At 58.4% G+C, this 24,589-nt stretch carries 23 protein-coding genes; 13 read left to right on the plus strand and 10 right to left on the minus strand.

All coding sequences use genetic code 11. The features are described from left to right. Positions 1 to 228: 228 nt before the first annotated feature. A complete protein-coding gene (locus ACP7B0_RS09365; RefSeq protein ID WP_426140982.1) occupies positions 229 to 1,191 on the plus strand; it encodes a MerR family transcriptional regulator in 963 nt (320 codons plus the stop codon). Between the two features lie 30 nt (positions 1,192 to 1,221). Here ACP7B0_RS09365 and ACP7B0_RS09370 read toward each other — a convergent pair whose 3' ends face one another. Beyond that, positions 1,222 to 1,827: a hypothetical protein gene (locus ACP7B0_RS09370; RefSeq protein ID WP_426140983.1), complete on the minus strand. Its 606-nt coding sequence runs from the start codon at positions 1,825 to 1,827 to the stop codon at positions 1,222 to 1,224. Between the two features lie 51 nt (positions 1,828 to 1,878). Beyond that, positions 1,879 to 2,340 carry a PAS domain-containing protein gene (locus ACP7B0_RS09375; protein WP_426140984.1) on the minus strand — a complete coding sequence of 154 codons (462 nt, stop codon included), beginning with the start codon at positions 2,338 to 2,340 and terminating at the stop codon, positions 1,879 to 1,881. Positions 2,341 to 2,434: 94 nt separating this feature from the next. Here ACP7B0_RS09375 and ACP7B0_RS09380 point away from each other — a divergent pair, with 94 nt between their 5' ends. The 5 genes from ACP7B0_RS09380 (at position 2,435) to ACP7B0_RS09400 (ending at position 6,548) form a co-directional block, all read left to right on the plus strand. Continuing rightward, on the plus strand, positions 2,435 to 2,890 hold the full coding sequence (locus ACP7B0_RS09380) for a flavodoxin (RefSeq protein WP_426140985.1): 456 nt from the start codon (positions 2,435 to 2,437) through the stop codon (positions 2,888 to 2,890). A gap of 111 nt (positions 2,891 to 3,001) precedes the next feature. Continuing rightward, positions 3,002 to 3,796 (plus strand): class II aldolase/adducin family protein, encoded by a 795-nt coding sequence (locus tag ACP7B0_RS09385; protein WP_426141543.1) that lies wholly within the window; start codon positions 3,002 to 3,004, stop codon positions 3,794 to 3,796. Beyond that, the gene (locus ACP7B0_RS09390; RefSeq protein WP_426140986.1) at positions 3,796 to 4,731 is read left to right on the plus strand and encodes an alpha/beta fold hydrolase; all 936 of its coding nucleotides are present in this window, start codon (positions 3,796 to 3,798) and stop codon (positions 4,729 to 4,731) included. The genes ACP7B0_RS09385 and ACP7B0_RS09390 overlap by 1 nt, the downstream gene beginning before the upstream one ends. A gap of 63 nt (positions 4,732 to 4,794) precedes the next feature. Then, complete coding sequence (locus ACP7B0_RS09395; RefSeq protein WP_426140987.1) at positions 4,795 to 5,706, plus strand: SDR family oxidoreductase; 912 nt, start codon at positions 4,795 to 4,797, stop codon at positions 5,704 to 5,706. Positions 5,707 to 5,972: 266 nt separating this feature from the next. Further along, positions 5,973 to 6,548: a hypothetical protein gene (locus tag ACP7B0_RS09400; RefSeq protein WP_426140988.1), complete on the plus strand. Its 576-nt coding sequence runs from the start codon at positions 5,973 to 5,975 to the stop codon at positions 6,546 to 6,548. Positions 6,549 to 6,855: 307 nt separating this feature from the next. Here the strand turns inward: ACP7B0_RS09400 and ACP7B0_RS09405 are convergent, their stop codons facing one another. Next, positions 6,856 to 7,659 carry a SirB1 family protein gene (locus ACP7B0_RS09405; protein WP_426140989.1) on the minus strand — a complete coding sequence of 268 codons (804 nt, stop codon included), beginning with the start codon at positions 7,657 to 7,659 and terminating at the stop codon, positions 6,856 to 6,858. Between the two features lie 187 nt (positions 7,660 to 7,846). Here ACP7B0_RS09405 and ACP7B0_RS09410 point away from each other — a divergent pair, with 187 nt between their 5' ends. The 4 genes from ACP7B0_RS09410 to ACP7B0_RS09425 all read left to right on the plus strand — a co-directional run bounded on the left by ACP7B0_RS09410 (position 7,847) and on the right by ACP7B0_RS09425 (position 12,172). Beyond that, positions 7,847 to 8,884 (plus strand): Glu/Leu/Phe/Val dehydrogenase dimerization domain-containing protein, encoded by a 1,038-nt coding sequence (locus ACP7B0_RS09410; protein WP_426140990.1) that lies wholly within the window; start codon positions 7,847 to 7,849, stop codon positions 8,882 to 8,884. A 78-nt stretch (positions 8,885 to 8,962) separates the two neighbouring features. Continuing rightward, positions 8,963 to 10,063 (plus strand): pyruvate dehydrogenase (acetyl-transferring) E1 component subunit alpha, encoded by a 1,101-nt coding sequence (pdhA, locus tag ACP7B0_RS09415; protein WP_426140991.1) that lies wholly within the window; start codon positions 8,963 to 8,965, stop codon positions 10,061 to 10,063. Beyond that, positions 10,053 to 11,039 (plus strand): alpha-ketoacid dehydrogenase subunit beta, encoded by a 987-nt coding sequence (locus ACP7B0_RS09420; RefSeq protein ID WP_426140993.1) that lies wholly within the window; start codon positions 10,053 to 10,055, stop codon positions 11,037 to 11,039. The genes pdhA and ACP7B0_RS09420 overlap by 11 nt, the downstream gene beginning before the upstream one ends. Before the next feature lie 26 nt (positions 11,040 to 11,065). Beyond that, positions 11,066 to 12,172, plus strand: coding sequence for a dihydrolipoamide acetyltransferase family protein (locus ACP7B0_RS09425; RefSeq protein ID WP_426140994.1), 1,107 nt, complete (start codon positions 11,066 to 11,068; stop codon positions 12,170 to 12,172). Positions 12,173 to 12,237: 65 nt separating this feature from the next. Here the strand turns inward: ACP7B0_RS09425 and ACP7B0_RS09430 are convergent, their stop codons facing one another. Further along, positions 12,238 to 12,396 carry a hypothetical protein gene (locus tag ACP7B0_RS09430; protein ID WP_426140995.1) on the minus strand — a complete coding sequence of 53 codons (159 nt, stop codon included), beginning with the start codon at positions 12,394 to 12,396 and terminating at the stop codon, positions 12,238 to 12,240. A gap of 73 nt (positions 12,397 to 12,469) precedes the next feature. Then, a complete protein-coding gene (locus tag ACP7B0_RS09435) occupies positions 12,470 to 13,258 on the minus strand; it encodes an MlaA family lipoprotein (protein WP_426140996.1) in 789 nt (262 codons plus the stop codon). 169 nt (positions 13,259 to 13,427) lie between these two features. On the opposite strand from ACP7B0_RS09435, the gene ACP7B0_RS09440 reads away from it, so the two are divergent. Both ACP7B0_RS09440 and ACP7B0_RS09445 read left to right on the plus strand, forming a co-directional pair. After that, positions 13,428 to 14,138, plus strand: coding sequence for a response regulator (locus tag ACP7B0_RS09440; RefSeq protein WP_426140997.1), 711 nt, complete (start codon positions 13,428 to 13,430; stop codon positions 14,136 to 14,138). Continuing rightward, positions 14,135 to 15,490, plus strand: a complete 1,356-nt coding sequence (locus ACP7B0_RS09445) for a sensor histidine kinase (RefSeq protein WP_426140998.1) — start codon at positions 14,135 to 14,137, stop codon at positions 15,488 to 15,490. The genes ACP7B0_RS09440 and ACP7B0_RS09445 overlap by 4 nt, the downstream gene beginning before the upstream one ends. A 15-nt stretch (positions 15,491 to 15,505) precedes the next feature. Here ACP7B0_RS09445 and ACP7B0_RS09450 read toward each other — a convergent pair whose 3' ends face one another. Further along, positions 15,506 to 18,604 carry a PAS domain-containing protein gene (locus ACP7B0_RS09450; protein WP_426140999.1) on the minus strand — a complete coding sequence of 1,033 codons (3,099 nt, stop codon included), beginning with the start codon at positions 18,602 to 18,604 and terminating at the stop codon, positions 15,506 to 15,508. Positions 18,605 to 18,782: 178 nt separating this feature from the next. Then, the gene (locus ACP7B0_RS09455) at positions 18,783 to 19,049 is read right to left on the minus strand and encodes a YebG family protein (RefSeq protein WP_426141000.1); all 267 of its coding nucleotides are present in this window, start codon (positions 19,047 to 19,049) and stop codon (positions 18,783 to 18,785) included. Between the two features lie 603 nt (positions 19,050 to 19,652). Between ACP7B0_RS09455 and ACP7B0_RS09460 the strand changes: the two genes are divergently transcribed. Further along, positions 19,653 to 20,102 (plus strand): phosphate-starvation-inducible protein PsiE, encoded by a 450-nt coding sequence (locus tag ACP7B0_RS09460; RefSeq protein WP_426141001.1) that lies wholly within the window; start codon positions 19,653 to 19,655, stop codon positions 20,100 to 20,102. A gap of 238 nt (positions 20,103 to 20,340) precedes the next feature. Here ACP7B0_RS09460 and ACP7B0_RS09465 read toward each other — a convergent pair whose 3' ends face one another. The 3 genes from ACP7B0_RS09465 to fecA all read right to left on the minus strand — a co-directional run bounded on the left by ACP7B0_RS09465 (position 20,341) and on the right by fecA (position 24,526). Then, positions 20,341 to 20,673, minus strand: a complete 333-nt coding sequence (locus ACP7B0_RS09465; protein ID WP_426141002.1) for a DUF3509 domain-containing protein — start codon at positions 20,671 to 20,673, stop codon at positions 20,341 to 20,343. A 730-nt stretch (positions 20,674 to 21,403) separates the two neighbouring features. Further along, on the minus strand, positions 21,404 to 21,832 hold the full coding sequence (locus ACP7B0_RS09470) for an HPF/RaiA family ribosome-associated protein (protein ID WP_426141003.1): 429 nt from the start codon (positions 21,830 to 21,832) through the stop codon (positions 21,404 to 21,406). A 336-nt stretch (positions 21,833 to 22,168) separates the two neighbouring features. Then, positions 22,169 to 24,526, minus strand: a complete 2,358-nt coding sequence (fecA, locus tag ACP7B0_RS09475; RefSeq protein WP_426141004.1) for a TonB-dependent Fe(3+) dicitrate receptor FecA — start codon at positions 24,524 to 24,526, stop codon at positions 22,169 to 22,171. Positions 24,527 to 24,589: the final 63 nt, after the last annotated feature.

The following is a 24,589-nucleotide window of genomic DNA, read 5'->3' on the forward strand; positions in this document are numbered from 1 at the left end:
CCGATAGACGAGTGAGATTCCCGGGTAGGGAAGTCACATGACGCAGCTCCGGGGTAATGGGCTGTGTCAGCTTCGCGTTTGAGCAAGCAAGGATTATTCCTGAACGCTGCAAATTAGCCAGAGGGTTTTATCGCTTTGCGAACATGGAGCGGGAGTTGCAGGGGTTTTTGGTGAAAAACAGGTCCGCAGGCGTACAATGCGCCCCATTGTTTCCAAGCGATCCCCGTCATGACTGAATCCCTCGTTGGCCACAGCGTCTCAACTGGCCTCAAGCAAGATCTCAAGCAGGAAGAATTGTTTCCAATCCGTGAGGTCTCGCGCATGACCGGTATCAATCCGGTCACGTTACGCGCGTGGGAACGGCGCTATGGCCTGATTCAGCCAACACGCACCGAAAGTGGTCATCGGCTCTATTCCCAGGCGGATATCGAAGAAGTGCGCAGTATCCTGGGCTGGATCGAACGCGGCGTTGCGGTGAGCAAAGTCGGCAAGATCCTCGCCAAGACCCAGGCTGCCCGCATTCAGCCCGCTGCTCCCGAAATCGATAACTCGCTGGGGGAGCAGGGCGAGTGGCAAGAGCAGGTTCGGCAGGCGGCTGGCGCTTTTGACGAGCGCCGGCTGGAGCAGATCTACGGGCAAGTGTTTTCAAGCTATCCGCTGACCGTAGTGTTTCAGGACATCCTGATGCCGATATGGCGCGAGTTGCTGCTGAATCAGGACCGTTTCGGGCAAATGAGCGAGTGGCTGTTCCTCGACACGTTCCTGCGCGCCCGGACCTTGCAGCGCCAGCAATTGTCCAGCGGCTTGACCGACAGGAAGGTGGTGCTCGCAGGCGTGCCGGGCGAATGTCGGGAGCTGGAGTTATGGGTCGCGGGGTTAATGCTGAGCAATGACGACTTCAATATTCAAGTACTAGCGGTAGGCCAGCCACTGGAAGAACTGACCCTGGTATGCGGCAAGGTTCGGCCGGTGGTCGTTGTGCTATTTACCAACCACCCGCCAACCCTGGACCTTCCGCGCCGGCTCAAGCGGCTGTCGCTGGCGCTGGATTGTCCTTTGGTGCTGGCGGGAGAAGGGGCTGATCTGGCGCAGGAAAGCCTGGAAGGAACGCCCGTTGCCTGCATCGGCAGCGAAGGCCGCTCCATGCAGCGGCGCTTGCGGCAGTTCATCGAGGGGCATCTGGACACGTGATGGCGCGCAGGACGTTGCTCGCGGCCGCGATTAACGATGCACCGTAGGATAGAGGCGTCGGTGTTCCTGAAGGATGTACTGGCGTAGCCGCTCGGTGTCTTCCTTGTTGCGCTGGCTCAGGCGATACGCGGCAAGCCCGGATTCAGTGAGCCGTTCGAAAGTACCTCGCAACGCAATGGGCGCTTGCCCGGCGGGTGCGAACCACGCGGAAAAGTTTTTCGGTGGTTTGGTCGGCCTGCGGTTTTCCAGCAGTATGCCTTTGAACGACACCTCATGAACCCATAACGACGTCAGCGTGCCTTTTTCGGTTTCCAGCGGCATGGGGTCCTGCAGAACCAGGCGCCATGGGCGTATCCTCGGCCCTTCTTCAAAGATGCTCGGCGCACCCAGTTCCAGGTGCAGGGCGTGGAACTCGTCCTCCACCAGATGCAACGGGAACGTCATCTGTTGATTGGCAAACTGCGCCTGGATCGTCACTTGTTCGTGGGCCGCCAGACGGGTGAGCAACTCCTGAATCTGCACGCCGCCGTTCACCATCAAACTTCGCGTCGGATCTCGCTCGTTCAACTGAGGGTTGTGCTGCATGTTCTGGATAAATTCCAGCTCAGCCTGAGTGAGAAGGGTTTCGTGGGGCATGACAACGCTCGAAAAAACCGGTTATTGAATGAGCAGACCATAAATTCAACATTATGTTGCACTTTCGCCATTTTTTAGCGCGGCGATTTCTCTCTTCGCCAGCGCCAGCTCGGCTTCCAGTTCCAGAACACGTTGTTGAGCTTCGACCTGTTGGGTGACGTTTTTTTGAATACCGATGAAATAAGTCAGCTGGTCCGCCTCGTTCAGCACCGGCGTAATCGATAACTCGTTCCAGAACACCGAGCCGTCCTTGCGATAATTACGCAGGATTTGCCGGCAAGGCTGGCCGTTGTGTACCGCCTCGCGAATGGCTTGCAGGGCTGGCTGGTGTCGGTCATCACCCTGCAGGAAGCGGCAATCCTGATAGAGGATGTCGTCCACCGGATAGCCGGTCAGGGCTTCGAATGCCTTGTTTGCATAAATCAGAATATTGTCTTCGCCTTCCTGCTCGGCGACGACAATGCCGTCATTGGAAGCGTCCACCACCAGTTGCAGCAGTTTTGCGTTGATCATGAAGTTTTTCCGAAGCGAGGCAATACTGCATTCTAGGTCATGCATTGGCTTGGGGCATAATGTCCTACGTTTTTACGCTGATACAGGATGATTCATGAAAGTCGCCATCGTTTCCGGTTCTGTCTATGGATCGGCTGAAGAGGTCGCCCGACACGCCGGAAAAATCCTGCGCGACGCCGGCCACGACGTTCTGCAGGACTCGCGCGTGACGTTCGAAGCGCTGCAGGGCTTTGCCCCCCAGGCGCTTCTGTTCGTGACGTCGACCACCGGTATGGGCGAGCTGCCCGATAACATCCAGCCGCTCTATTCGCAGATCCGCGATTCCTTGCCTGCCGCCTGGCGTGGCTTGCCCGGTGGTGTCATTGGCCTGGGGGATGCCAGTTATGGCGACACGTTCTGCGCCGGTGGCGAACAGGTCCGTGAGTTGTTCGCGGAGCTGGGTGTCGTCGAAGTTCAGGAGATGCTGCGTCTGGATGCCAGTGAAAGCGTGACGCCTGAAGCCGACGCCGAGCCCTGGCTGGCGCGTTTCGTCGAACGGCTGAACGGATAGAAAACCCGATTGGCCTTTTTGGCCGTCAATGTGGCGTCGATGTCTGCAACGGTTTTTCAGGGGGGGACTAAGCTCAGCGTCAAAAGCACGCTCAATGCCGAGGAAACCCCCGTGAACCCTGACCATGTCCTGCACAGTCCCGATGCACCCCTTGATGTAAAAGATCAGGTCAGCCCCGCTGAATGGCAGACTCGCGTCGATCTTGCCGCCTGCTATCGTCTGGTGGCGATGCACGGCTGGGACGATCTGATTTTTACCCACATTTCTGCCAAGGTGCCGGGCACTGACGATTTTCTGATCAATCCTTACGGTTTGATGTTTCACGAGATCACCGCCTCGAGCCTCGTCAAGATTGACCAGGCTGGCAATAAGCTGATGGACAGTCCGTACGAGATCAACCCCGCGGGCTTCACCATTCACAGCGCCATTCATGCGGTTCGCCATGACGTCGCGTGCGTGTTGCACACGCACACTGCTGCGGGCGTGGCGGTATCGGCCCAGCGACAGGGGATCCTGCCCATCAGTCAGCAATCGCTGTTTGTCCTGTCGAGTCTGTCTTATCACCCGTACGAAGGCGTCGCCCTCAATCACGAGGAGAAAGCTCGCCTGCAGGCTGACCTGGGTCAAACCAACTTCTTGATGCTGCACAACCACGGCCTGCTGACCTGTTCGGCCAGCATTGCCGATACCTTCCTGATGATGTTTATCTTCCAGCGCGCCTGCGAAATCCAGGTGCTGGCCCAAGGGGGAGGGGCGCAGTTGATTGCCATTGACGGGCAGATTCTGGCGGGGGCCAAGGCCATGCTTGCCGGGGTCACCAGGAGTGCTCAGGGCATGGGCGGCGTGTTGGCCTGGCCTGCGTTGTTGCGCAAGCTGGACCTGACCGACTCGAGTTATAAACACTGATGCCTCTGACCGAAATACCGCTGCGTATCTGGCGCACCCGTGGACAGACGTTCAGATTCAACGGGCATGCCGTTCGCTATTGGACCGCAGGCGAGGGTGAGCCCTTGCTGCTGATTCATGGTTTCCCCACCGCCAGTTGGGACTGGAACTTCCTCTGGCAACCGTTGGCGAACCGTTATCGGGTCATTGCCTGTGACATGCTCGGCTTCGGCGATTCCGCCAAACCGCTGCGTCATCAATACAGCCTCATCGAACAGGCCGACTTGCAACAAGCCTTGTTGCAGCGCCTTGGGCAGGACAGGCCGGTTCATGTGCTTGCCCATAATTACGGCGACAGCGTGGCTCAGGAACTGTTGGCGCGGCATCTTGAAGGCCGCTTTGCCATGGCCAGTTGCGTCTTTCTCAATGGCGGCCTGTTTCCGGAAACCCACCGCAAGGTCTTGGCGCAAAAACTGTTGTTGAGCCCTCTTGGGTGGGTGTTCAGTCGCCTGTTCAGTCGAGGCAGTCTGGACAAGAGCTTCAGCGAGATATTCGGGCCCGATACCCGACCCAGTGAAAGCGAGCTGGATGATCTCTGGGGCCTCATTGCTGCCAATAAGGGCACGCGCATTTTTCACCGTCTCATTCGCTATATCCCTGAGCGTGTCGAGCACCGGGAACGCTGGGTGGCGGCCATGCAAGCTGGAGGCGTGCCCATGCGCGTCATTGACGGCGCGGTTGATCCCATTTCGGGCGCGCACATGGTCGAGCGTTACCGGCAGTTGATCCCGGACGCCGACAGCGTTCTGCTGCCGGGCATCGGTCATTACCCCCAGCTCGAAGCACCCGTATTGGTCCTTCGCCACTATCTGGCATTTCGAGAAACCCTGGGCGCGGCTCAAAGCGACCCTCATGGCGCTGCATTATCGGGCACTATTCAGTGGGGATCGGGTTGATTGTGACCGGAAGTCGGGTGGACGACACTGAGACGTCGCTGTCCCTTTTTCCAGGAGTTAATCATGAGTGAGCCCGTCCGTTTTGAAGACAAAGTAGTGATCGTCACCGGTGCCGGCGGTGGGTTGGGCCGCGCTCACGCGTTGCTGTTCGCCCGCCATGGCGCGCGCGTGGTGGTTAACGACCTTGGCGGTTCTGCCCATGGAGAAGGCGCCAATGCATCGGCTGCCGATCAAGTGGTCAGCGAGATTCGCAAAGCCGGTGGCACAGCGGTGGCCAACCACGACTCGGTCACCGATGGCGACAAAATCGTACAGAACGCCCTGGATGCGTTCGGCCGTATTGATGTGGTGGTGAACAATGCCGGGATTCTGCGGGACAAATCCTTCGCCAAGATGGAGGACGCGGATTGGGATCTGGTTTACCGCGTGCATGTCGAAGGGGCCTACAAGGTGACACACGCGGCCTGGCCTTACTTGCGCGAGCAGAACTATGGTCGCGTGATTTTCACATCATCGACCTCCGGTATCTATGGCAACTTCGGTCAATCCAATTACGCCATGGCCAAGCTGGGCCTTTACGGCCTCACTCGCTGTCTGGCCCTGGAAGGGCGCAAGAACAACATTCTGGTCAATGCCATCGCCCCAACCGGCGGTACGCGCATGACTGAAGGGCTGATCCCGGCTGATGTCTTCGAGTTGCTCAAGCCTGAACTGATCAGCCCCCTGGTCGTCTACCTGGGCAGCGAACACTGCCAGGACAGCGCCGGCTTGTTTGAAGTGGGCGGCGGCTGGATTGGAAAAGTCCGTTGGGAACGAAGCCTCGGCGCGGGCTTTGATCCTCATGAAGGGTTCAGCCCAGAGGATGTTGCCCGGCATTGGCAAACCATCAATGACTTCCAGGACGCTGCGCATCCTCAGGATAACCTTGAGGCGTTAAAGGAGATGATGGCTAACCTGCAGAAACATAAAGGGTGAGCAAAAAAGTCTCAATTAAAAGAAGGAAACCGATCAGCGTTGATCGGTTTTCTTTAATGCGAACACTTGAATCAATGCAGTCGCTTTGACCGTGGCTAAAGTTTGAAAGGTGAATATAAAGAAGATTCTTGATTTGCTGTAGGAATATTCTAGTAGTGCCGTAGTTTATGTATGGATTTTTGCGGAACATCGTTTTTACCATTCAGTCATCCGGTTTGGTTCCGATAGGTTCGATGTCGCTATTCGAAAATAAAAGGAGCAAGACGATGGGAATGATTAATCGGGTGGGTGAAATGCCGCAAGTCATCATCAAGAAAAGGTCGGAAGACCTCACGACCAAAAGTGCCAGTGCCGACACTAAACGCATTCTGCTTGAGGTTGGTGAAAACCCTGTTGCGCTCAATACCATTGCCATGGAACAAAGCAAACTCAAGCCACTGTTTAAAGGGTTCGATGCCGAGGATGTCAGCCCCGAGGTGCTCGGGAACGTTGGCAAACAGCTGTTGGCGTTCGGGCTGGTGGATAATCTGACGGCGGATTTGATGGGACGTGCGGCAATGGAATTCGACAAGGACGGCACTATCAAACATCCCGACATCAAGATAAATGCCTTGGAGTTTTTCGCCAAACGAATCGATGATATGCAGAAACAAGTACTGGGAGGGGACAAGTACGCGAAGCTGTTACTGCCGGATTACATCAAGACCGTGCACGTCATCAAGAATCTGCAAGTGTTTGCATCCACAGGTGATACCTACGGAACACTGGCCCTTAACAAGCGGATCAAGAATGGCGAGATAAAACCCGAGAACCTGCCCGGTAAACTAAAATCCAAGGTGTAGTGGCGCAAAGCCATAGGCTGTGGTGCAGGCCAAAAAAAAGCCGCTGTATTAACAGCGGCTAAACAAGACGTGGATTCAGGAGCTATAAAATCAACGTCGATACACCTCGCGCTCCGGCACGTTATCCTTTGAAAGGATATCAACGTGCCAGTGCTGGTTGATTCGGTACATAAAGATTAAGTGCGCTGCCAGTGAATGACTGCTCAAGTCCGGCAAGAATAGAGTGTTCAACTGCATTTAAAAACCATGATTTGCGACATTGACTGTTGCATCTACGGCAACAGTCGGCAGAGCCTCGGCGGGCACTTCAATGGATGGCGTTGCTCGACGGTAACTGGCTCAGACGCTCCGTAATTTGCAGGCGCTGAACGGGATCGTCGCTCAACAGCAACGCATGCTGCAGATCAAACCGTTCTGCCTGCGGGCATTCCAGAGCGTTATACAGACCGGCCCGGACCAGATAATCCCCGGTGGTCGCCTGACCCAGTTCCACCACCCGGTCAGCGTCTTTCAATGAGGCCATCACATCGTCGTTCAGTTGGTGCAGGTGCCGAAGGTTGCGCGACAGTCGTTGCAGCATGCTCAGGTCGGTGGCGCGAATCATGTGTGCAGCGCACAGTTGCATGTCTGGCCCGAACTGACGCACCAGCAGTTCCCGGCAGTCTTGCGGGTAAAGCCGTCGACCGCCACAAGGGTCCAGCAAATGATCGGCTCCCGGGACCCGCAGCAGAAAGTGCCCCGGGAAATTGACGCCCTCAAGGTGGATGTCCAGCCGTCTGGCGATCTCCAGGGCAATGAGCGCCAACGCCAGGGGTTGGCCGCGACGGCGCTCCACGACCTTGTGCAATAACGCCGATTGCGGTTTCGCAGGGTTCCAGTCGTCCCGGGCGAAACCCAGGGCATTGAGCTGGCGTAACAGGGGTTGGGCCAGCTCGGAAGTCGGCAATGAGGGCAGCGCCGCGTTCACCTGACGCTGCAATTGATCCATCTCATCGTGCAGGTGCCGGGGAAGGAACTGAGGGTCATGTTCGGCCGAGACCCACAAGGCGGCCTCGAATACATCGCTCGGGCTTTGCTGCAGGCAAGACAGACAATGCTGACGTGGCGTCATCGACCTCTCCGACAGGCTCCAGGCAAATGGAATGTGGGCAGTGATGACCTGTTTTAGCCCCCGCTGCATATTTCGTCCAGTGACGAATCAAAGAGTGGATGTGTTTTGTCGGCATGCATCAGCGGTCAATCGTTTTTCCCGGCATCGCCTATAATCGCCTTACAAAAACAAATCGGGAGCACCACTGATGTTCGCTCTCATGCACAGTTCACGCATTGAATCCCTGCACATGGTCGTCGATCCTGAAACCGGCCTGAAGGCCGTTATCGCCCTCGACAATTGCCAGCGCGGTCCCGCTTTGGGGGGCTGTCGTTACCTCGCTTATCCAGATGAAGACAGCGCCATCGAGGACGCTGTTCGCCTGGCGAAAAACATGAGTTACAAAGCCGTGCTTGCCGGCCTACCGCAAGGCGGCGGCAAAGCGGTGATCATGCGTCCCGCCCACGTCCCTGATCGTGCTGCGTTGTTTGAATCCTTCGGACGCTTCATCGAGAGCCTTGGCGGCCGCTATATCACGGCGGTGGACAGCGGCACGTCCAGCGCCGATATGGATTGCATTGCGCAGTACACCCAGCATGTCACCAGCACCACCGAAGCCGGTGATCCTTCGTCGCATACCGCCATGGGCGTTTTTGCCGGGATCCGTACCACGGCGATGGCGCGTCTGGGCAGCGATAATCTGGAAGGGTTGCGTATAGCGGTTCAGGGCCTGGGCCATGTGGGGTACGCCTTGGCCGAACAGCTCCACGCTGCGGGGGCAGACTTGCTGGTCAGCGATCTGGACAGCGGTCGCGTGCAGCTCGCCATGGAACAGTTCGGCGCTCACCCGATTGCCTGTGAAGCGCTGCTCAGTACGCCGTGTGACATCCTCGCGCCGTGCGGGCTGGGCGGGGTGCTCAATAGCCTGAGTGTCGCGCAGTTGCGTTGCGCAGCCGTGGCGGGGGCGGCCAACAATCAACTGACCAGCCTGCAGGTCGCCGACCAGTTGGAGAATCGCGGCATTCTTTATGCGCCGGATTATGTGATCAATTCCGGTGGCCTGATTTACGTGGCCCTGCAGCATCGCGGGGAGACGCTGGGCACCATCACGGCCCATCTTGCCCAAATCGGACAACGATTGACTGAGGTCTTCGCTCACGCACAGGCGGAAAAGCGCTCACCTGCGCGGGTCGCTGACATGCTGGCGGAGCACCTTCTGGACGTCGGCCCACACCAGACCCGGTGAACGCCGACGCTTGAAACCTCGCCGCCACAAGCTGCGAGTTTTTGCGTAACACGCATACCCCGCGTGGAGGAGTAGGCAATGCCCGGCAAACCCTTCGATATTTCGTATACCCGTTACCTGGCGCCCGATGGACATCCGACGGGGGAGCTGCCGCCCTGGGCTGACGATTTCAACCTGCTGACCCGGCTCTATCGGCAAATGGTCCTGACCCGGCTTTTCGACCAGAAAGCCGTGGCGTTGCAACGCACCGGGCGCATCGGGACTTACGCGCCCACGCTCGGTCAGGAAGCCATAGGTGTGGCCATTGGCAGCCTCATGCAGCCTGAGGACGTGCTCATTCCTTATTACCGCGACACCGCCGTGCAGCTCATGCGGGGCGTGCGCATGGAAGAAATCCTGCTGTATTGGGGCGGCGATGAGCGCGGCAGTGACTTTGCCGAACCTGCCGTCGCTCAGGATTTCCCCCTTTGCGTGCCGATTGCCACTCAGGCGCTGCATGCCTGCGGCGTCGCCAGTGCGTTCAAGATTCGCGGCGAACATCGGGTTGCCGTCACCACATGCGGCGACGGCGCGACCAGCAAGGGTGATTTTCTCGAAGCGCTGAATGTGGCCGGCGCCTGGCAACTGCCGGTGGTGTTTGTCATCAACAACAATCAGTGGGCGATTTCCGTGCCTCGGCGCATTCAATGCGGCGCGCCCACGCTGGCGCAGAAAGCCATGGGTGCGGGTTTTCACGGCGAGCAGGTCGACGGCAATGACATCCTCGCCGTTTACGAGCGCATGCAGACTGCCCTTGAGCGTGCGCGCAAAGGCAAAGGGCCGGTGCTGCTGGAATGCCTGAGTTACCGGCTCGGCGATCACACCACGGCTGATGATGCCACGCGTTACCGTTCGGCTGAAGAAGTGAAGCAGGCCTGGCTGGAGGAACCGGTCAAACGCCTGCAATCGTTCATGGCCAGCCAGGGCGTCTGGGACGAAGGCCGCGAACAGGCGCTTATCGCGCACTGTCAGGCGCAGGTGCAACAGGCCGTCGATGCGTTCGAGGCGGCCGGTATTCAGGCCCCTGAATCCGTGATCGATCACGTCTACGCCCAATGGCCAGCGGCATTGGCCGAGCAACGTGAGTGGTTTCTGGAGCGGGTGGCACGGCGCGCGGGAGGTGAACATCATGACCGGTGAAAAAGTCAGCCTGCTGGAAGCGGTCAATCTGGCGCTGCATCGGGCCATGGCCGAAGACGAAAACGTCGTGGTGCTGGGTGAGGACGTGGGCGTCAATGGCGGAGTGTTCCGCGCCACTCAAGGGTTACGCGACAGCTTTGGATTCAAGCGTGTGATTGATTCGCCACTGGCGGAAACCATGCTGGGCGGACTGGTCATCGGCATGGCCGCACAAGGCATGAAGCCGGTGGTGGAGATCCAGTTCATGGGCTTCATCTACGCCGCCATGGAACACCTTGTGTCCCACGCCAGCCGCCTGCGCAATCGCACCCGTGGACGCTTGAGTTGCCCGATGGTCATGCGCTCGCCCATGGGCGCAGGCATACGCGCGCCGGAACATCACAGCGAAAGCACCGAAGCGTTGTTTGCCCACATCCCCGGTCTGCGGGTGGTGATTCCCTCCTCACCGGCGCGGGCCTACGGCTTGCTGCTGGCAGCCATCGACGATCCTGATCCGGTGATCTTCCTGGAACCGACACGGTTGTACCGCATGAACCCGCAGCCGTTGCTCGATGACGGTAAACGGCTGCCGCTGGATACCTGCTTTACCCTGCGCGAAGGCAGCGATATCACCCTGATCAGTTGGGGGGCGAGCGTGCACGAAACCTTGCAGGCCGCCGCAGCGCTGGGCGACCGGGGCATTTCGGCGGAAGTGATCGATGTTGCCTGCATCAAGCCGCTGGATCTGGACACCCTTGAGGCCTCGGTACGCAAGACCGGTCGCTGCGTGATCGTCCATGAAGCGCCGCGCTCTTGTGGTGTCGGCGCGGAGATCGCCGCCAGCCTCTATGAACGGGCCTTGCTGGATTTGCAGGCGCCCATTGTGCGGGTCACCGCCCCGGATATTCCGCCGCCGTTGTACCGACTGGAGTCGCTGTACATCCCCGGCGTGCAAGACATCCTTCATGCCTGCGATCAAACGCTCAATTTCGCCTGACGGCCCCCGGATTCAGGAGACGTGCGATGAAATATTTCAGACTGCCCGATCTGGGCGAAGGCTTGCAGGAAGCGGAAATCGTCCAGTGGCACGTCAAGGCGGGCGATACCGTCAAGGCGGATCAACGGGTGGTGTCGGTGGAGACGGCCAAGGCGATCGTCGATATTCCTTCGCCTTATGACGGTGTGGTCGCCAAGGTCTACGGCGGCGACGGCGATATCCTCCACGTGGGCGACCCCTTGATGGCCTTCGAAGGCGAGGGCGATGCCGGTACAGTGGTCGGTCGTCTCGAAGGCGGCGGCAGTCAGGAGGACCGGTTTTTCGTCGGCGCGGCGCCGTCGACTCGTGAGCATCTTGCTGCCAGGGCGACACCTTCCGTACGTCAATTGGCTCGGCAGTTGGGTGTAGACCTCAGCGCATTGGGTGGTTCGGGGAATGACGGCCTTATTACCCGGGCTGATGTCGAAAGCGCTGCGCAGGCCGATCGCGATCGTTTTGGCGGCGAAAAGCTGCGTGGCGTGCGGCGCAGCATGGCGCTGAACATGGCCAGGTCCCACGCGGAAGTCGTGCCGGTGACGATTTATGGCGATGCCGACCTGCATCGCTGGCCGCAAGCCCGGGACCCATTGATCCGGCTGGGTAAGGCCATGGCAGCGGCCTGCAAGGTGGAGCCGGTGCTCAACAGTGGGTTCGACGGCAAATCCTTGTCCATCAAACAGCATCAACAGCTTGATCTGGGGATTGCCGTGGACACGCCCGACGGTTTGTTCGTGCCAGTGCTGCGGGACGTGGGCAATCGCGAACCCGCCGACTTGAAGGAAGGCATGGGCCGGTTACGCGCGGACGTCAAAGCCCGTTCGATTCCCGCGAAGGAAATGATGGGCGCGACCCTGACGCTGTCCAATTTCGGCACCCTGTTCGGACGCTATGCCAACCCGGTTGTGGTGCCGCCACAGGTGGCAATCCTCGGTGCGGGCGCGATCCGTGACGAACCGGTGGCGGTCAATGGCGAAGTCGTGGTGCACCCGGTGCTGCCGCTGTCCCTGACCTTCGATCATCGGGCGGTCACCGGAGCTGAAGCGGCGCGGTTCTTTCAGGCGTTGGTGGATGCGTTGGAGAAGGCCGACATCTGACACACCGAGTCTGACGATGCGATCCGCCGATGGAGCGCCGCTTGGGCGCTCCATCAGCCTCCCCGCTAAACCTGGATTCCTTCCCCATTGTTGATCATCCAGCGGATCATGCGGGTCAGGGGCACGCGATGGTGGCGAATCGAGCACCAGGCCGTGTGTTCGTCGCCGTACAACTCGATGTAGCGGCTCAGCATCACGTGTTGACCATCGTCGGTAAGGCTCAATTCGATTTCGCGGCAGTGCAACGACGTCCGGTCGGGGGCCCTTGTTCGGCGGTGAAGCACCAAGGCATTGCTTCTACTCGGCATGAGGCTCACCGCTGGGGCAGTTGGAACGGGCCGGGGTGACGGCGCCTGACTTGCCTTCCATCACAAAATTGGCGCGCTTTTGCGCCACGGTGTCGCGCAGTGCCAGGTAGTAATCCGGTTGTTTACGCAGTTGGTCAGTGACCGGCAATAGCTCGGCACGACCGTCGACGATGCCGCCCACGGTATTGATGGTGCCCAGGGTGTTGACCGTATCGCTGTTGCTGCCCAGGGGGTCGACCACAAAGCTCACCAGTTTGCCCGTGGCATCCCTGAGGTTGTGGGTGCCGAACAACGGCAACTCGACGATAGGCCCGTTGGCGATATTCCACACGCCGAAGGTCTGGCCGAAGTCAGAGGTGTGTCGTGCCATGCCCATCTTGCCCGACACGTCGATCAACCCGACGATACCTACCGTGGTGTTGATGACGAAGCGGCCGAAGGTGGTCACCGAGCGCTCACCGTTGCCTTGCAGCACGTCATTGATGAACACCTTGGGCTCGCCGAAGTTGGCGACGAAGTTGTGAACCCCGGCCTGAAAAAAGTCCGGCAGGTGCAGGTAACCCTTGGCAACCGGGGTCAGGGCGTAATCATCGACCGTGCGGTTGAACGCAAAGATGCCGCGGTTGACCGACTCGGCCGGGTCATGAAGGGTGTAGCCGACGTTGTCACAGGGGCCGGGCAGTGTAGGCGGCGCGCTGGCGCATCCGCTGGCAAGCACCACAACAAAACCGGCAAGCGTGGAGCGAACAACGGGCGAAGCGCATTTGATAGTTGGCATGCAAGGTCATCTCGGCAAGGACTGCGGGCATGCTGCCTGCGCTTTTTTGCCCGAAGATTTCCGCTTTATTGCCCGCCCGTAGTTTTATTGCCGAGTTGAAATATATGACGTAACGCCGGGAATGATTTTATATACGCACTTGCGAATTGATACCGGCAGCGAGTCCACTGTGAGTCATTTATTACTGGTCGACGATGATGTTGAAGTCCTCGCCCTGTTGCAAAAATTCCTTGAGCAACACGGCTACAGCGTGGAAGTTGCCGTCGATGGCCCTTCCATGTGGCGGGCCGTGGAAAGGCGTTTGCCGGACATTATCATCCTGGATGTGATGCTTCCCGGAGAAAGCGGGCTGGTGCTCTGCCAACAGCTGCGCGCCAGACATGCCATCGCGGTGATCATGTTGACCGCCATGGGTGAGCTGAGCGACCGGGTTGTGGGCCTGGAGCTGGGGGCCGACGATTACCTGACCAAACCTTTCGACGCGCGGGAACTGCTGGCCCGAGTGCGCGCCGTGCTCCGGCGCACCGGGGAGGCCGCAACCGTTGCAGGTGACTCGTCCCGCGCCATTCTGGAATTCGCGCAGTGGCAACTGGATGTGACCCGCCGCGAATTGCGCTCCCCGGAAAAAGTCATGATCCCTTTGTCTACCGGGGAGTTCGAGCTGCTGCTGGTATTTGCCCAACACCCGCGACGCGTCCTCACGCGGCAACAGTTGCTGGATCTGGCCCGTGGAGAGGCTTACGACGCCTTTGATCGCAGCGTCGATGTGCAGGTCAGCAGGCTACGGCGCAAGCTGGAGTCTGATATCCACAGCGAGCCGATGATTCGCACGATCCGCAATGGCGGCTATCTTTTCAGTCCCTCCGTGGTGAAACGATGAGTGTGTGGTCCGGACTGCGAGCCCGATTTCAGCGGCCCCACGACACAGTGGCGCGCTGGATTGCCCTGACCACGCTGCTCGCGATGCTGACCTGGCTGGCCTTGAATGGTGCGTTCAGCCTGCTGGCGGGTGTCTGGGCCCGGCCGCCCATTCTGGAAACCGGCTTGATGGAAAAGGTTGCCGTCATCACGCGCATTATCAACGCCGCGTCTGTCGATCAGCGTAGGGGAATTGCGCAAGCCGCCAGTGACAAGGTATTCAACATTCAGTGGCTACCACGCCGTGAAGACGGGTATCTACCCGAGATCGATGATCTGGGCTTCGATGATGGCCAGCAGTTGCTGCGAGCGTTAGCGGAGTTGCCTGATGCAAAGATTGAGGCTTACGAGCCCGACGATTGGGCTGTGGATCAGGTCGACCGACCCTATGCGTTGATGATCCAGTTGGCCGATGGCTCTTGGGTGCAGTTTTCGGTAGCAACGCGCAAGTGGGGGCTGGACCCCGTCCAGCGCAATCTGATCGTGATTGTCCTGGCGCTTTTATCGACCTTTGTGGTGGTGCTGATCGCAACCCGTCATCTGGCAACGCCGCTGGAACGTTTTGCCGAAGGGGCCCGCCGTTTTGGCAAGGATTTCCGGGCGCCTCCCATTCAGGTGGTGGGGCCACACGAAATCCGTCAGGCGATTCTGGCGTTCAATGCCATGCAGGCGCAGATTCAGCATTTCCTCAATGACCGCACGCAAATGCTGGCTGCCATTTCCCACGACTTGCGTGCGCCGCTGACGCGCATGCGGCTGCGCGGGGAGTTCATTGACGATGCCGAACAGCAATCCAAATTGTTCCGGGACGTGGATGAGATGCAGGCGATGGTGAACAGCGCGCTGGAGTTTTTTCGGGATGATGCACGGCTTGAACCGGCCACTGCGTTCGACCTGGCTGAACTGCTGCTTACGGTTGTCGATGATTTCAAGGACGCGGGCGTCGAGGTTTCTTTCGAAGGGCCGAGCCGCTTTGTCTATGTTGGCCGGCCTATCGGTATCAAGCGAGCACTCACCAACCTGGTGGATAACGCCATCAAATACGGACAAGCGCCGGGGGTTCGATTGAAAACCGCCGGGGCATGGGTCGAAATCGGCGTGGTAGATCGCGGACCGGGGATTGCCCTTGAGCATCAGGAGCAGGTGTTTACTCCCTTCTACCGCATTGAAGGCTCACGTAACAAACACACCGGCGGCGTCGGGCTGGGCCTTCCAGCGGCCCGGGCGACGGTACTTGAGCATGGCGGGTCGCTGACGTTGCGCAATCGACAAGGTGGAGGGCTGGAAGTGAAGGTGACGTTGCCGTTGGACTGAAATGATCGCTGCTGTTCAGGCCCGGATGAGTTCACGCACGTGAGCCACGAGCTTGTCGATCACAAACGGTTTGGTCAGTACGCGGGTGTCCGGCCCGAAATGGTCATCGCCGATGGCGGCGTTTTCTGCGTAGCCCGTGATAAACAGCGTTTTCAGCCCCGGCCTCACTTCCCGACCTGCATCAGCCATTTGCCGACCGTTCATGCCGCCGGGCAGGCCCACGTCAGTGATGAGCAGGTCAATGCGTACATCGGATCGGAGCACGTTAAGTCCGGCGATGCTGTCACCGGCCTCAATGAGGGTGTAATTGAGATCGCTCAAGACGTCCATCAACAGCATCCGGACCGTCGGTTCATCATCGACAATCAGAATGGTTTCTCCAGGCCGGGCTGGCGCGGCCGAGGCCTTGTTCTCCTCGCGTTTATCCTCCAGGGCGCTTCCATGGTAACGAGGCAAACGGATGCAGATTGTTGTGCCCTGGCCAACTTGAGAGTAGATGCGCACCTGCCCACCGGACTGCTTGGCGAACCCATAGATCATTGACAGGCCCAGACCTGTTCCTTGACCAATGGGTTTGGTGGTGAAAAAAGGGTCAAAGGCTTTGGCGATGACATCCGGCGTCATGCCTGTGCCGGTGTCAGTGACGGTGAGGGACACATACTCACCCTCGGGCATATCGAAGGCCCTGGACGCGTCATGATCGACCCATTCGTTCGCCGTCTCGACGCAGATGCGGCCGCCGTGGGGCATCGCATCACGTGCGTTGATGCACAGGTTGAGCAACGCATTTTCAAGTTGGCTCGGATCGACGAGCGTTGACCAGATATCCGGCGCCCCGAACGTTTCGATCGTGATGCTGGGGCCAACGGTGCGCTGGATAAGTTCGCGCATGCCCTCTATCAGTACGTTGACGTCGGTGGACCGCGGATCTAGCGTCTGTCTTCGGGAGAACGCCAGAAGGCGGTGAGTCAGCGAGGCAGCGCGCATTGCCGCGCCTTGAGCGGTGGTGATGTATTTCTCGGTCTCCTGCCAGCGGCCCTGGGTGATGCGCATGTGAATAAGCTCCAGGGCGCCGGAGATACCTGCCAAAAGGTTATTGAAGTCATGGGCCAGGCCGCCGGTCAATTGGCCAACGGCTTCCATTTTCTGGGATTGGCGCAGCTTCTCCTCGGCTTGCATCAGCTCGAAGGTCCGGTCAGCCACACGTTGTTCCAGTGTTTCATTGAGGTTGCGCAGCGCCGCGGTCGCGCGGTCGCGCTCAGCCTCCACGGAGCGCCGGCTTTCGACGTCAATGAGCACGCCCGGCAGGCTAAGAGGGGTGCCATCCTCGGTGCGATCCACGCGTCCGTTCGCCTCTATCCAGTAATAGAGCCCATCAGCCCGGCGCACTCGGTACTGGTGCGCATAGGCCCCACCTTTGTTGAGGGCGTCGTCGATCGCGGCTTTCAACCCGTCTTTGTCTTCGGGATGAACGGACATGATGACTTGTTCGAGGCTAAGGCCTTCAAGCTCCAGGACCGGATCAAGACCAAACGCACGGGCAAAGGCTTCGTCGATGGTAAAGCGGTCGTTGAGCAGGTCCCAATGCCAGGTGCCGATGATCGCACCTGCGGCGAGGGCCAGTTGGACGCGCTCCACGTTCTGGCGCGCAAGTGCTTCGCTGACTCTCAGGCGTTCCTGCGCATTGCGACGTTCCGTGACGTCGCTGAAAATGATCGCAATCTGCCTGTCCGCCGGATCACCCACCCGGACCGCCCGCACGTCGAACCAGCGCTTGAAGGCCTCGGCGTAATTTTCAAACGTGGCGCGCTCCCCGGTCTTGGCAACGTGTCCGTAGGTTTCAAACCAGAAAGGCTCCAGGTTAGGCGCGAACTCGGTGACCCACTTGCCACGCAGATTGACGCCAGCCTGATGTTCGAAGGCTGGGTTGGCCTCGACAAATCGATAGTCAATCGGCTTGTCGTCTGCGTCGAATTTCACCTGGACAATGGCGAATGCGGATTCAACCGTTTCCAGGATGGTCCTGAAACGCTCTTCACTGTTACGCAGTGCGGTCTCTGCCTTGAGCATCCGTGACATGTCGAGCATCGCGCCGATCATGCGCACAGCCTGACCGTCGGCATTGCGTATCACGTGTCCACGATCCAGCACATTGGCGTAGCTACCGTCCAGGCGCTTGAAACGGTACTCCTCCGACCAGGTGGTACCGGTTCCGTCGATTACACCGTGGATAGAGGCGTCCACACGGGCTCGATCATCCGGGTGGATCTGTGAGAGCCACCATTCGCCCGTCGTATCGACTGAGGCGAGGGGATAGCCGTAAGCATGCTGCAGCGCCTCATTCCAAAGTACCTGATTGGCTTGCAAATCCCAGTCCCAGATCGTATCGCTGGTTGCCTTGGCGGCCAGTCGATAACGCTCCTGGGTTTCTTCAATCGCGATGCCTTCCAGGCGCTGATGGGTGCGGTCGCGCAGAATCTTCAAAAAGCCAAGGTGCACGTTACCTTCGCCGTAGAGCGGCACCATCTCCCCGGACGCCCAGAACGGGTTGAGGTGCTTACGCAGGTGCCACCGCTCGTCCGCTGCGCGCCCGTCATGAAGGGCCAGCAGCATCTCCTGTTCGACCTGCCCAATGGCCCGGTCATCTGGCGTGAAGAGGCGTTCTGCAGTCTGGCCCACCATCTCCTCGGCCGACCAGCCCAGCACGAGGGTGGCGCCGGAATTCCAGTCGGTAATGATCCCGGAAGGGTTGGTCACAATCAGTGCGACGTCGGTAGCACTCTCGAAAATCGCACGCTTGCGGTCCTCACTGCTGACGACTGGCAGCGCCCGATTTTCAGACGCAGGGATTTCCCGGTTTGAGGTCGTTGCCTTTGTCTCCGTACGGGGTGCTTGATGCCGGGCGTCGCGAGTTTCGGCTTGTGGCGAAGGGGGGGTGTCTGAACCTGACTGACGGGTGCGATTTACATCCGCGGAACGGGCCCGGGATTCACCTTGCCACTGCGGGTCAATGCCAGCAGCCTGAACGACGCTGCGAAGTCGCAATACCTCGGCTTCCAATTCCTGGCGAGACAGAGATGCCAAAGCTCTTACTGCTGACGCGTCGTTGCTCATTGATAGGTGACCCTTACCTCGTTCGCTTTGACGGCATCAGATCAGAAGACGTCGAGGTTTGCACTGCCGTTGGTACGAACGGGGGCGGTATCGATCGTCCGGCTCCGATCCTCTGGAGCCCCAGGAACACAATGTCGCAACGCAAGGGTCGAAAACGCCAGTCGTGGTAGACCGCCGTCTAGCTTTTTACGTCTGCCGGGGCCGAAAGTTCACTCAAGGCTGACGCATTATTCTTGAACGCGGCCGCGAACACTGCCCGATTTTTTGCCATGTAGATGCTTGCATCTTCAGCATGCTGTTCGGAAAGACCCGGCACGTTTTTCATCAACACGTCAGTAAGGAGCTCTGCCAGCTCAAGCATCTGGTCATGGGCATCGGCGAGTTTTCGGTCCACGAACGTAGTCTCCAAATCGCGGGTACTGCGGTAAAGGGTTTCAACAGCCATTTTGGCCTCGTCGTCATATCCAGTGTTGGAAGGGGAATCATGCCGCCTGGTGATTCATGCTCTGGCCAAAGGCCAGGCTCTGTACGGAAAGCGGCTGCGCTCGCCGATTTTCGTACAGAGCCTAGTGCAAAAAAGTGCTGTCGAATGCCATTCACCACACTGCACGCTTTTACAGCCGTTGCCATCAGTAATCACTGTGTTTTTATACAGTGCAGAGCATAGGCGATTTTTCCCGTGCTGAATAGTGGCATTCATGCATCTTTTTTGGCTATCCATGTGCCTTGCGACCGCCCGCCACACTCTCAACCCTAGCCAGGGCATTCTCCTACAGGGCTCGTCTCGCTCCGGAAAATTATCGGGGACGCCCCTTGATGGCCTCGTTCCTGCTAGGTATTGAGGCAAATCAAAGTGTCACGCACACGCAGCATCATTCGATCTGGAGGTGTTGCTGATTTTTTTACAGGATGTGATCGACATGTCAGGGCTGAAGTGGACCGAAAAACGGCGTGTAAACGTTCATGGCCATGCTGTTCGGAATCGGCACGATTACCGCGTATGCGGCGGTCATGACGTTTATATTTTTTTGATTGACGGTGGTGAGCGATGAGTGAAATTCAATGGGCTGAAAGGCTGCGCAAAAGCCTGCATAACGGGGCTGATTCAATCGGTAATCTGGTGGTGGAAACCTTTCATTACCTGGCACTGTTTGGTATCGCCGCCATTACCGTCTGGGCGGCAGTCAGTGCCTTTATAGGCATGTTGGGGCAGGAAAAAATCAGCGTCGACGATATTTTATTGCTCTTCATTTACCTTGAATTGCTGGCAATGAGCGGTATCTATTTTAAAACCAACCATATGCCGCTCCGGTTTTTGCTCTATATCGGGGTGACGGCATTAATCAGACTGTTGATCAGCGATGTATCACATCATAACCCGCCCGATTTAGGGATTATTTACGTGTGTGGGGGCGTATTGTTGCTGGCGTTTTCCATTCTTGTCGTCAGGTATTCCTCTTCACGATACCCGTCGGTAAAGGAAAAAGCTGACGTCTGACTGATCTGCACGAGTTGATTCGCGTTGTGTGACTTCGAGCCTTAAAGAAAGGAAGGTTAAGGCTCGAGATACAATTGATGAAAAACCGGTTTGCAGTGGTCTTGGAACTCACCCGCCGAAGTCCGGCGGGAACCCGACGCTGTTCAGGCCCGCCGAAGCTAATCAGCTGCAGGGCCTGAGTCGGGTGATCGGTGAATGTCTGAATCTTGCCCATCATTACGGCGGTGATGACACGCCATCAAACGTTGGCCGCCAGTCTTGGGCGATCACGCAGCCAGGTGTTGCGAACCGGTGGCGGTGGCAGTTGCTTGAGGTCGCCATCGGTCATGGCAGCAAGGATCTCTATCGCGCTATGGCCCTGCTCGATGGCGATGCCGAACTGAATGCTTTCGATCAGACGGCTCAGGCGCTTGGGATCGTTGCGCTGGGCAGCACTGATCAGGCGTTTGGCGACAACGCCGGTTTCATTGGACAGGGTCAGCATGATGCTGCCGTCGAGCCCTTGTATGCTCAGGTTCACGCGATAGTCCGGGTGGAAAACGTCGGTGATCTGTTGAAAAGGATTGTCCATTATCGACTACCTGCTCTAGGGGGCTGCATAAGTTGACTCGACTTTTGGCATTTTAGTTCTCGGTTTCAGTGTGGATTGACGGGAAATTTCCTGCACTTGCTGTGAGGTCTGAACACGGGGCCTCAGCGATCACACTTACAGTGAAATCGTTCCGGTTTGCGCGTCTCCAGCAATACGGACAGTAAGCGCATGGCCAGCGTGCAGGTGCGTTGCTGCAAAACAACATTGCATGGTTCGGGCCATCTATTCCGAGTCGAGAGTTTGAGCCGACCGGAACCCGATATGCCCAGGTGGCGCTCTGGAAGGTCGATCAGCGCACCCATACGCGAAACAGGCGCGACATCACCCTGACCGACGGCAGCCATTTGCAGCGTGAGAGCCGTTCGACGGTGACCCTGTCATTCGACGGGTGGCAATGGGGATCAAGTTGTAGGGCGATGTGCTGTGGGTGCAAGCGTTCGGGTACGACCCCGTCAGGCACCATTACAGCGCTGGACGTGCGGTTTTTGGCGCTTAGTGGGGCGCAGGACTCTGTTCAGGTCGGCGTGCGGTATTGGCCATCAGCGACGGTACCGTGGCCAACAACCTGCCGATCAAGGTTCGAGCACGGACCTTCTGGTGTGGATCAAAGCCTCACAATAATCGGACCTTGAACGAAAGAGGGCGGGGTCGTTTTCGCGACCCCGCCCTTCTTTATCGTGTTGCTGAATGCCTCAGCCAGCGGTCTGGGTTATCCGAGCAAGGCGGTATCTTTGGCCTGCTCTTTTTCGAGAAATTCTTCTTGCAGCAGGGCGTCCGGGTTTACCGATTCCTCTTCTGCTTCGTTGATCACGGGAGCGCCCGGACGTTTGGTGCGCAGTTTGCCAAACAGGTGTTCAAGGGCATGGTCGAGTTTTATGGCAGCGCCATCTACAGCCTGGTCCAGCGTGTCAGCCTTGTGGGTGACGGAAATAGGTTGATGACCTTTCGGACGTGCTTCCATTTGGCAGCGCATGTCGTGCGGGCCGGGCTTGTCACCGTTTTCATCGCGGATGTGCACTTCTACGCGAGTCAGATCTTCGTCATAGCGTTCGAGCGTGCTTTCAACAGTGGTACGTACCCACTCCTCCAGTCGAATACTGCTTTCGATGTGGTTATCGCAATTGACCTGGATTTGCATAGTTCTTCCCTTATAAGGCTTGCTCGTATGAGATCGGACGACACGACCGGTTTAGAGGTTCATTTCGTCTGCGCTCAATCACAGTGTTGGCGCCGAGGCAGGAACAATTCAACCCCATTTGCGAAAGAAATATTTCGCTGCAAAAAAATAATCTCCTTGTTTTGGACTTTGAAGCGTATCCCCTGACCTGCCACGCTTTCTGTAGGAGCGAGCTTGCTCGCGATTCGATGGTTAAGGCGCAGACGAGGGTCAAGCGATCTCCTGTAGGAGCGCTCGGAGGTTACGACGGCCGCGATGGCGGTGAATCAGATACACCGCTATCGCTGCCTCGCGTTGCTAGAACGCCACTGACGTCTGCACATAAACCGTGCGCGGTTCGCCGACGTATTTGCCTTTGTTGTTGTCGTCGAACGAGCGGGTGAAGTATTCGTGGTTGAGGATGTTCTTCACCCCGACTGCGACGTTCAGGTCGTTGAGTTGCGGACCGAAATCGTAGCCGGCGCGGGTGCTGAACAGCATGTAGCCCGGGATCTTGCCGGTGCTGCCGTCGGCGCTTTCAGCCGAGGTGTTGGCGTTGTCGGCGAACTGGTCGCTTTGATACGAGCTGTCCAGATTCAGCTTCCATGGACCCTCGGTATACGCCACGCCCAATGTGCCCTTGTGCCGTGACGAGAACGGCACGCGGTTGCCTTTGTTCGGGCCGTCTTCGCGGATACTGGCGTCCACATACGCATAGGTGGCGTACACATCGAAACCGGCCAGCGCAGGGCTCAAACCGTTCAGCGCATAGTTAATGCTGGTCTCGATCCCCTGATGACGGGTTTCCCCCCGGGCGATCACGGTGTCGTTGGTCTGGTTGCTTTCATACTGGTTGTCGAAGTTGATCAGGAAAGCGCCAATCTCGGCCCGCAAGTGGCCATTGTCGTAGCGCGTGCCCAGCTCCCAGGTTCGGGCTTTTTCAGGTTTCACTTCACCACCGGCAACGCGGTTAGGCATCTGGCTGTATTGCACGCTGCCGAACGAACCTTCGGTGTTGGCATACAGGTTCCAGGTATCCGTGAGGTGATACAGCACGTTCAGCGCGGGCAGGGCAGTGCGGTAGTCGCCCTGATACTTGACCTGGGTCAGGTTGTTGCTTTGCGCAGAGTCGATCATCTCGTAGCGAATGCCGGGCGTGAACGTCCACTTGCCGATATCGATGCGATCGTCGATGTAGATTGCATGGGCTTCGGTGGAGCCGCGTGTATCACGGTCGTTGCGGCTGGCAGTGGAGGGCAGCTCATCGGACGTGGTCGGCGTGCGGTAGCGCAACTCGTGGCCTGCTTCGTTGATGTAGCGATAACCCACACCGATTTCGTTCCAGCTATCGCCCAGTGCGAAGCCCTGGGAAAACCGGGTTTCCAGCCCGCGTACCCAGTACTCGCGTGGGGACAGCGAGACAAAGCTGCCTTGATCCAGATAACCGCTGCGCAAGGTCTTGGTGAAGAAGGTGTTGGCGGTGAACACCCGCGCATCCTGTTCGTAGCGGTAGCCGAAATTGACCAGCGTACGACGGCCCCAGAATTTGTCCTTGGGGCGCGTGGATTGATACGGATCGGCGTTGTAATCGGCAACGCTCAGACCGCCTGGCATGTCCGCTTCACCTTCGTAATACTGCGCCATGGCGTTGAGGCTGTTGGCGTCGTCGATCTGGTATTTGCCCTTGAGGATCAGGTCGTCGATCTGCGTATCACTGTGTTCACGCCAGTCACCGCCGCGTACCCCGGAATACAGAATCGCGCCGCCCAGGCCATTGTCGGCTGTGCCGCCGGCCAGCAGATTGCCGGTGGTCTTGAAGCCGTCATGGCTGGACGATGGGCTGGTTTCGGTTTGAAAACCACCTTTGACAGTCGGCGCGTCAGGGATCGCCCGGGTCACGAAATTGACGATACCGCCCACGTTTTGCGGGCCATAACGCACGGCACCGCCACCCCGCACCACGTCCACGGCATCCATGTTGCCCATGCTGATCGGTGCGAATGACAACTGCGGCTGACCATAGGGTGCGAAAGGCACCGGGATGCCATCCATCAACACCGTCGAGCGTGACGCCAGACGCGGGTTGAGGCCACGAATTCCAAAGTTCAGCGCCATATCATGGCTGCCGGTGCCATTGTTTTCCGGCGCGTTGACACCGGGAATGCGATTGAGCACTTCCCGGGCGGTGGTGGCACCGGAGCGCTCGAATTCGTCGCGACGGATCACGTCCCGTGCGCCGGGATGTTCGAAAACGTTGATCTGCTGAGCTTCACCGAGCCAGTCGCCCACCACCGTGGAGGGTTCCAGCTCCACGGGGCCGTTGGTTTGCGCAACGTCCACCGGTTGCAAGGTGAATCCATCCTGGCCGTCGGCCCTGGCTTGCAAACCAGTGCCTTCGAGCAGTGCCGCCAAGCCTTGTTCCGGTGTGTATTGGCCCTCCAGGCCGCGACTTTGCAAGCCGTTGGTGAGGTGCGAGCCAAAGGAAATCAGCACACCCGCCTCTCGGCCGAACTGGTTCAGTGCGGTCTCCAGCGCGCTGGGAGCGATGTGATACGGCTTGCTGACCACCTCGGCGGCTTGCACCAGAGGCAGCGAGCTCAACGACAGGCTGGCGCCGAACAGAATGCGCCGCAAGGAACGGGCGAGGGGAGAGACACGGCTGGGGCGGGCTGACATTCAGGAGTCCTTTGGCGAGACGATTAAGGTGCTTTTCCTGTCTGTCACGCGAAGTGATGAAAA

The sequence above is a fragment of the Pseudomonas sp. DWP3-1-2 genome, assembly GCF_049896285.1.
GTDB lineage: Bacteria > Pseudomonadota > Gammaproteobacteria > Pseudomonadales > Pseudomonadaceae > Aquipseudomonas.

What these genes read in the sequence shown, in the direction of transcription:
- ACP7B0_RS09365 (WP_426140982.1), top strand. Translation starts at nt 229, where the DNA reads ATGACTGAATCCCTCGTTGGCCACAGCGTCTCAACTGGCCTCAAGCAA.
- ACP7B0_RS09370 (WP_426140983.1), bottom strand. Translation starts at nt 1,827, where the DNA reads ATGCCCCACGAAACCCTTCTCACTCAGGCTGAGCTGGAATTTATCCAG.
- ACP7B0_RS09375 (WP_426140984.1), bottom strand. Translation starts at nt 2,340, where the DNA reads ATGATCAACGCAAAACTGCTGCAACTGGTGGTGGACGCTTCCAATGAC.
- ACP7B0_RS09380 (WP_426140985.1), top strand. Translation starts at nt 2,435, where the DNA reads ATGAAAGTCGCCATCGTTTCCGGTTCTGTCTATGGATCGGCTGAAGAG.
- ACP7B0_RS09390 (WP_426140986.1), top strand. Translation starts at nt 3,796, where the DNA reads ATGCCTCTGACCGAAATACCGCTGCGTATCTGGCGCACCCGTGGACAG.
- ACP7B0_RS09395 (WP_426140987.1), top strand. Translation starts at nt 4,795, where the DNA reads ATGAGTGAGCCCGTCCGTTTTGAAGACAAAGTAGTGATCGTCACCGGT.
- ACP7B0_RS09400 (WP_426140988.1), top strand. Translation starts at nt 5,973, where the DNA reads ATGGGAATGATTAATCGGGTGGGTGAAATGCCGCAAGTCATCATCAAG.
- ACP7B0_RS09405 (WP_426140989.1), bottom strand. Translation starts at nt 7,659, where the DNA reads ATGACGCCACGTCAGCATTGTCTGTCTTGCCTGCAGCAAAGCCCGAGC.
- ACP7B0_RS09410 (WP_426140990.1), top strand. Translation starts at nt 7,847, where the DNA reads ATGTTCGCTCTCATGCACAGTTCACGCATTGAATCCCTGCACATGGTC.
- pdhA (WP_426140991.1), top strand. Translation starts at nt 8,963, where the DNA reads ATGCCCGGCAAACCCTTCGATATTTCGTATACCCGTTACCTGGCGCCC.
- ACP7B0_RS09420 (WP_426140993.1), top strand. Translation starts at nt 10,053, where the DNA reads ATGACCGGTGAAAAAGTCAGCCTGCTGGAAGCGGTCAATCTGGCGCTG.
- ACP7B0_RS09425 (WP_426140994.1), top strand. Translation starts at nt 11,066, where the DNA reads ATGAAATATTTCAGACTGCCCGATCTGGGCGAAGGCTTGCAGGAAGCG.
- ACP7B0_RS09435 (WP_426140996.1), bottom strand. Translation starts at nt 13,258, where the DNA reads ATGCCAACTATCAAATGCGCTTCGCCCGTTGTTCGCTCCACGCTTGCC.
- ACP7B0_RS09445 (WP_426140998.1), top strand. Translation starts at nt 14,135, where the DNA reads ATGAGTGTGTGGTCCGGACTGCGAGCCCGATTTCAGCGGCCCCACGAC.
- ACP7B0_RS09450 (WP_426140999.1), bottom strand. Translation starts at nt 18,604, where the DNA reads ATGAGCAACGACGCGTCAGCAGTAAGAGCTTTGGCATCTCTGTCTCGC.
- ACP7B0_RS09455 (WP_426141000.1), bottom strand. Translation starts at nt 19,049, where the DNA reads ATGGCTGTTGAAACCCTTTACCGCAGTACCCGCGATTTGGAGACTACG.
- ACP7B0_RS09460 (WP_426141001.1), top strand. Translation starts at nt 19,653, where the DNA reads ATGAGTGAAATTCAATGGGCTGAAAGGCTGCGCAAAAGCCTGCATAAC.
- ACP7B0_RS09465 (WP_426141002.1), bottom strand. Translation starts at nt 20,673, where the DNA reads ATGGACAATCCTTTTCAACAGATCACCGACGTTTTCCACCCGGACTAT.
- ACP7B0_RS09470 (WP_426141003.1), bottom strand. Translation starts at nt 21,832, where the DNA reads ATGCAAATCCAGGTCAATTGCGATAACCACATCGAAAGCAGTATTCGA.
- fecA (WP_426141004.1), bottom strand. Translation starts at nt 24,526, where the DNA reads ATGTCAGCCCGCCCCAGCCGTGTCTCTCCCCTCGCCCGTTCCTTGCGG.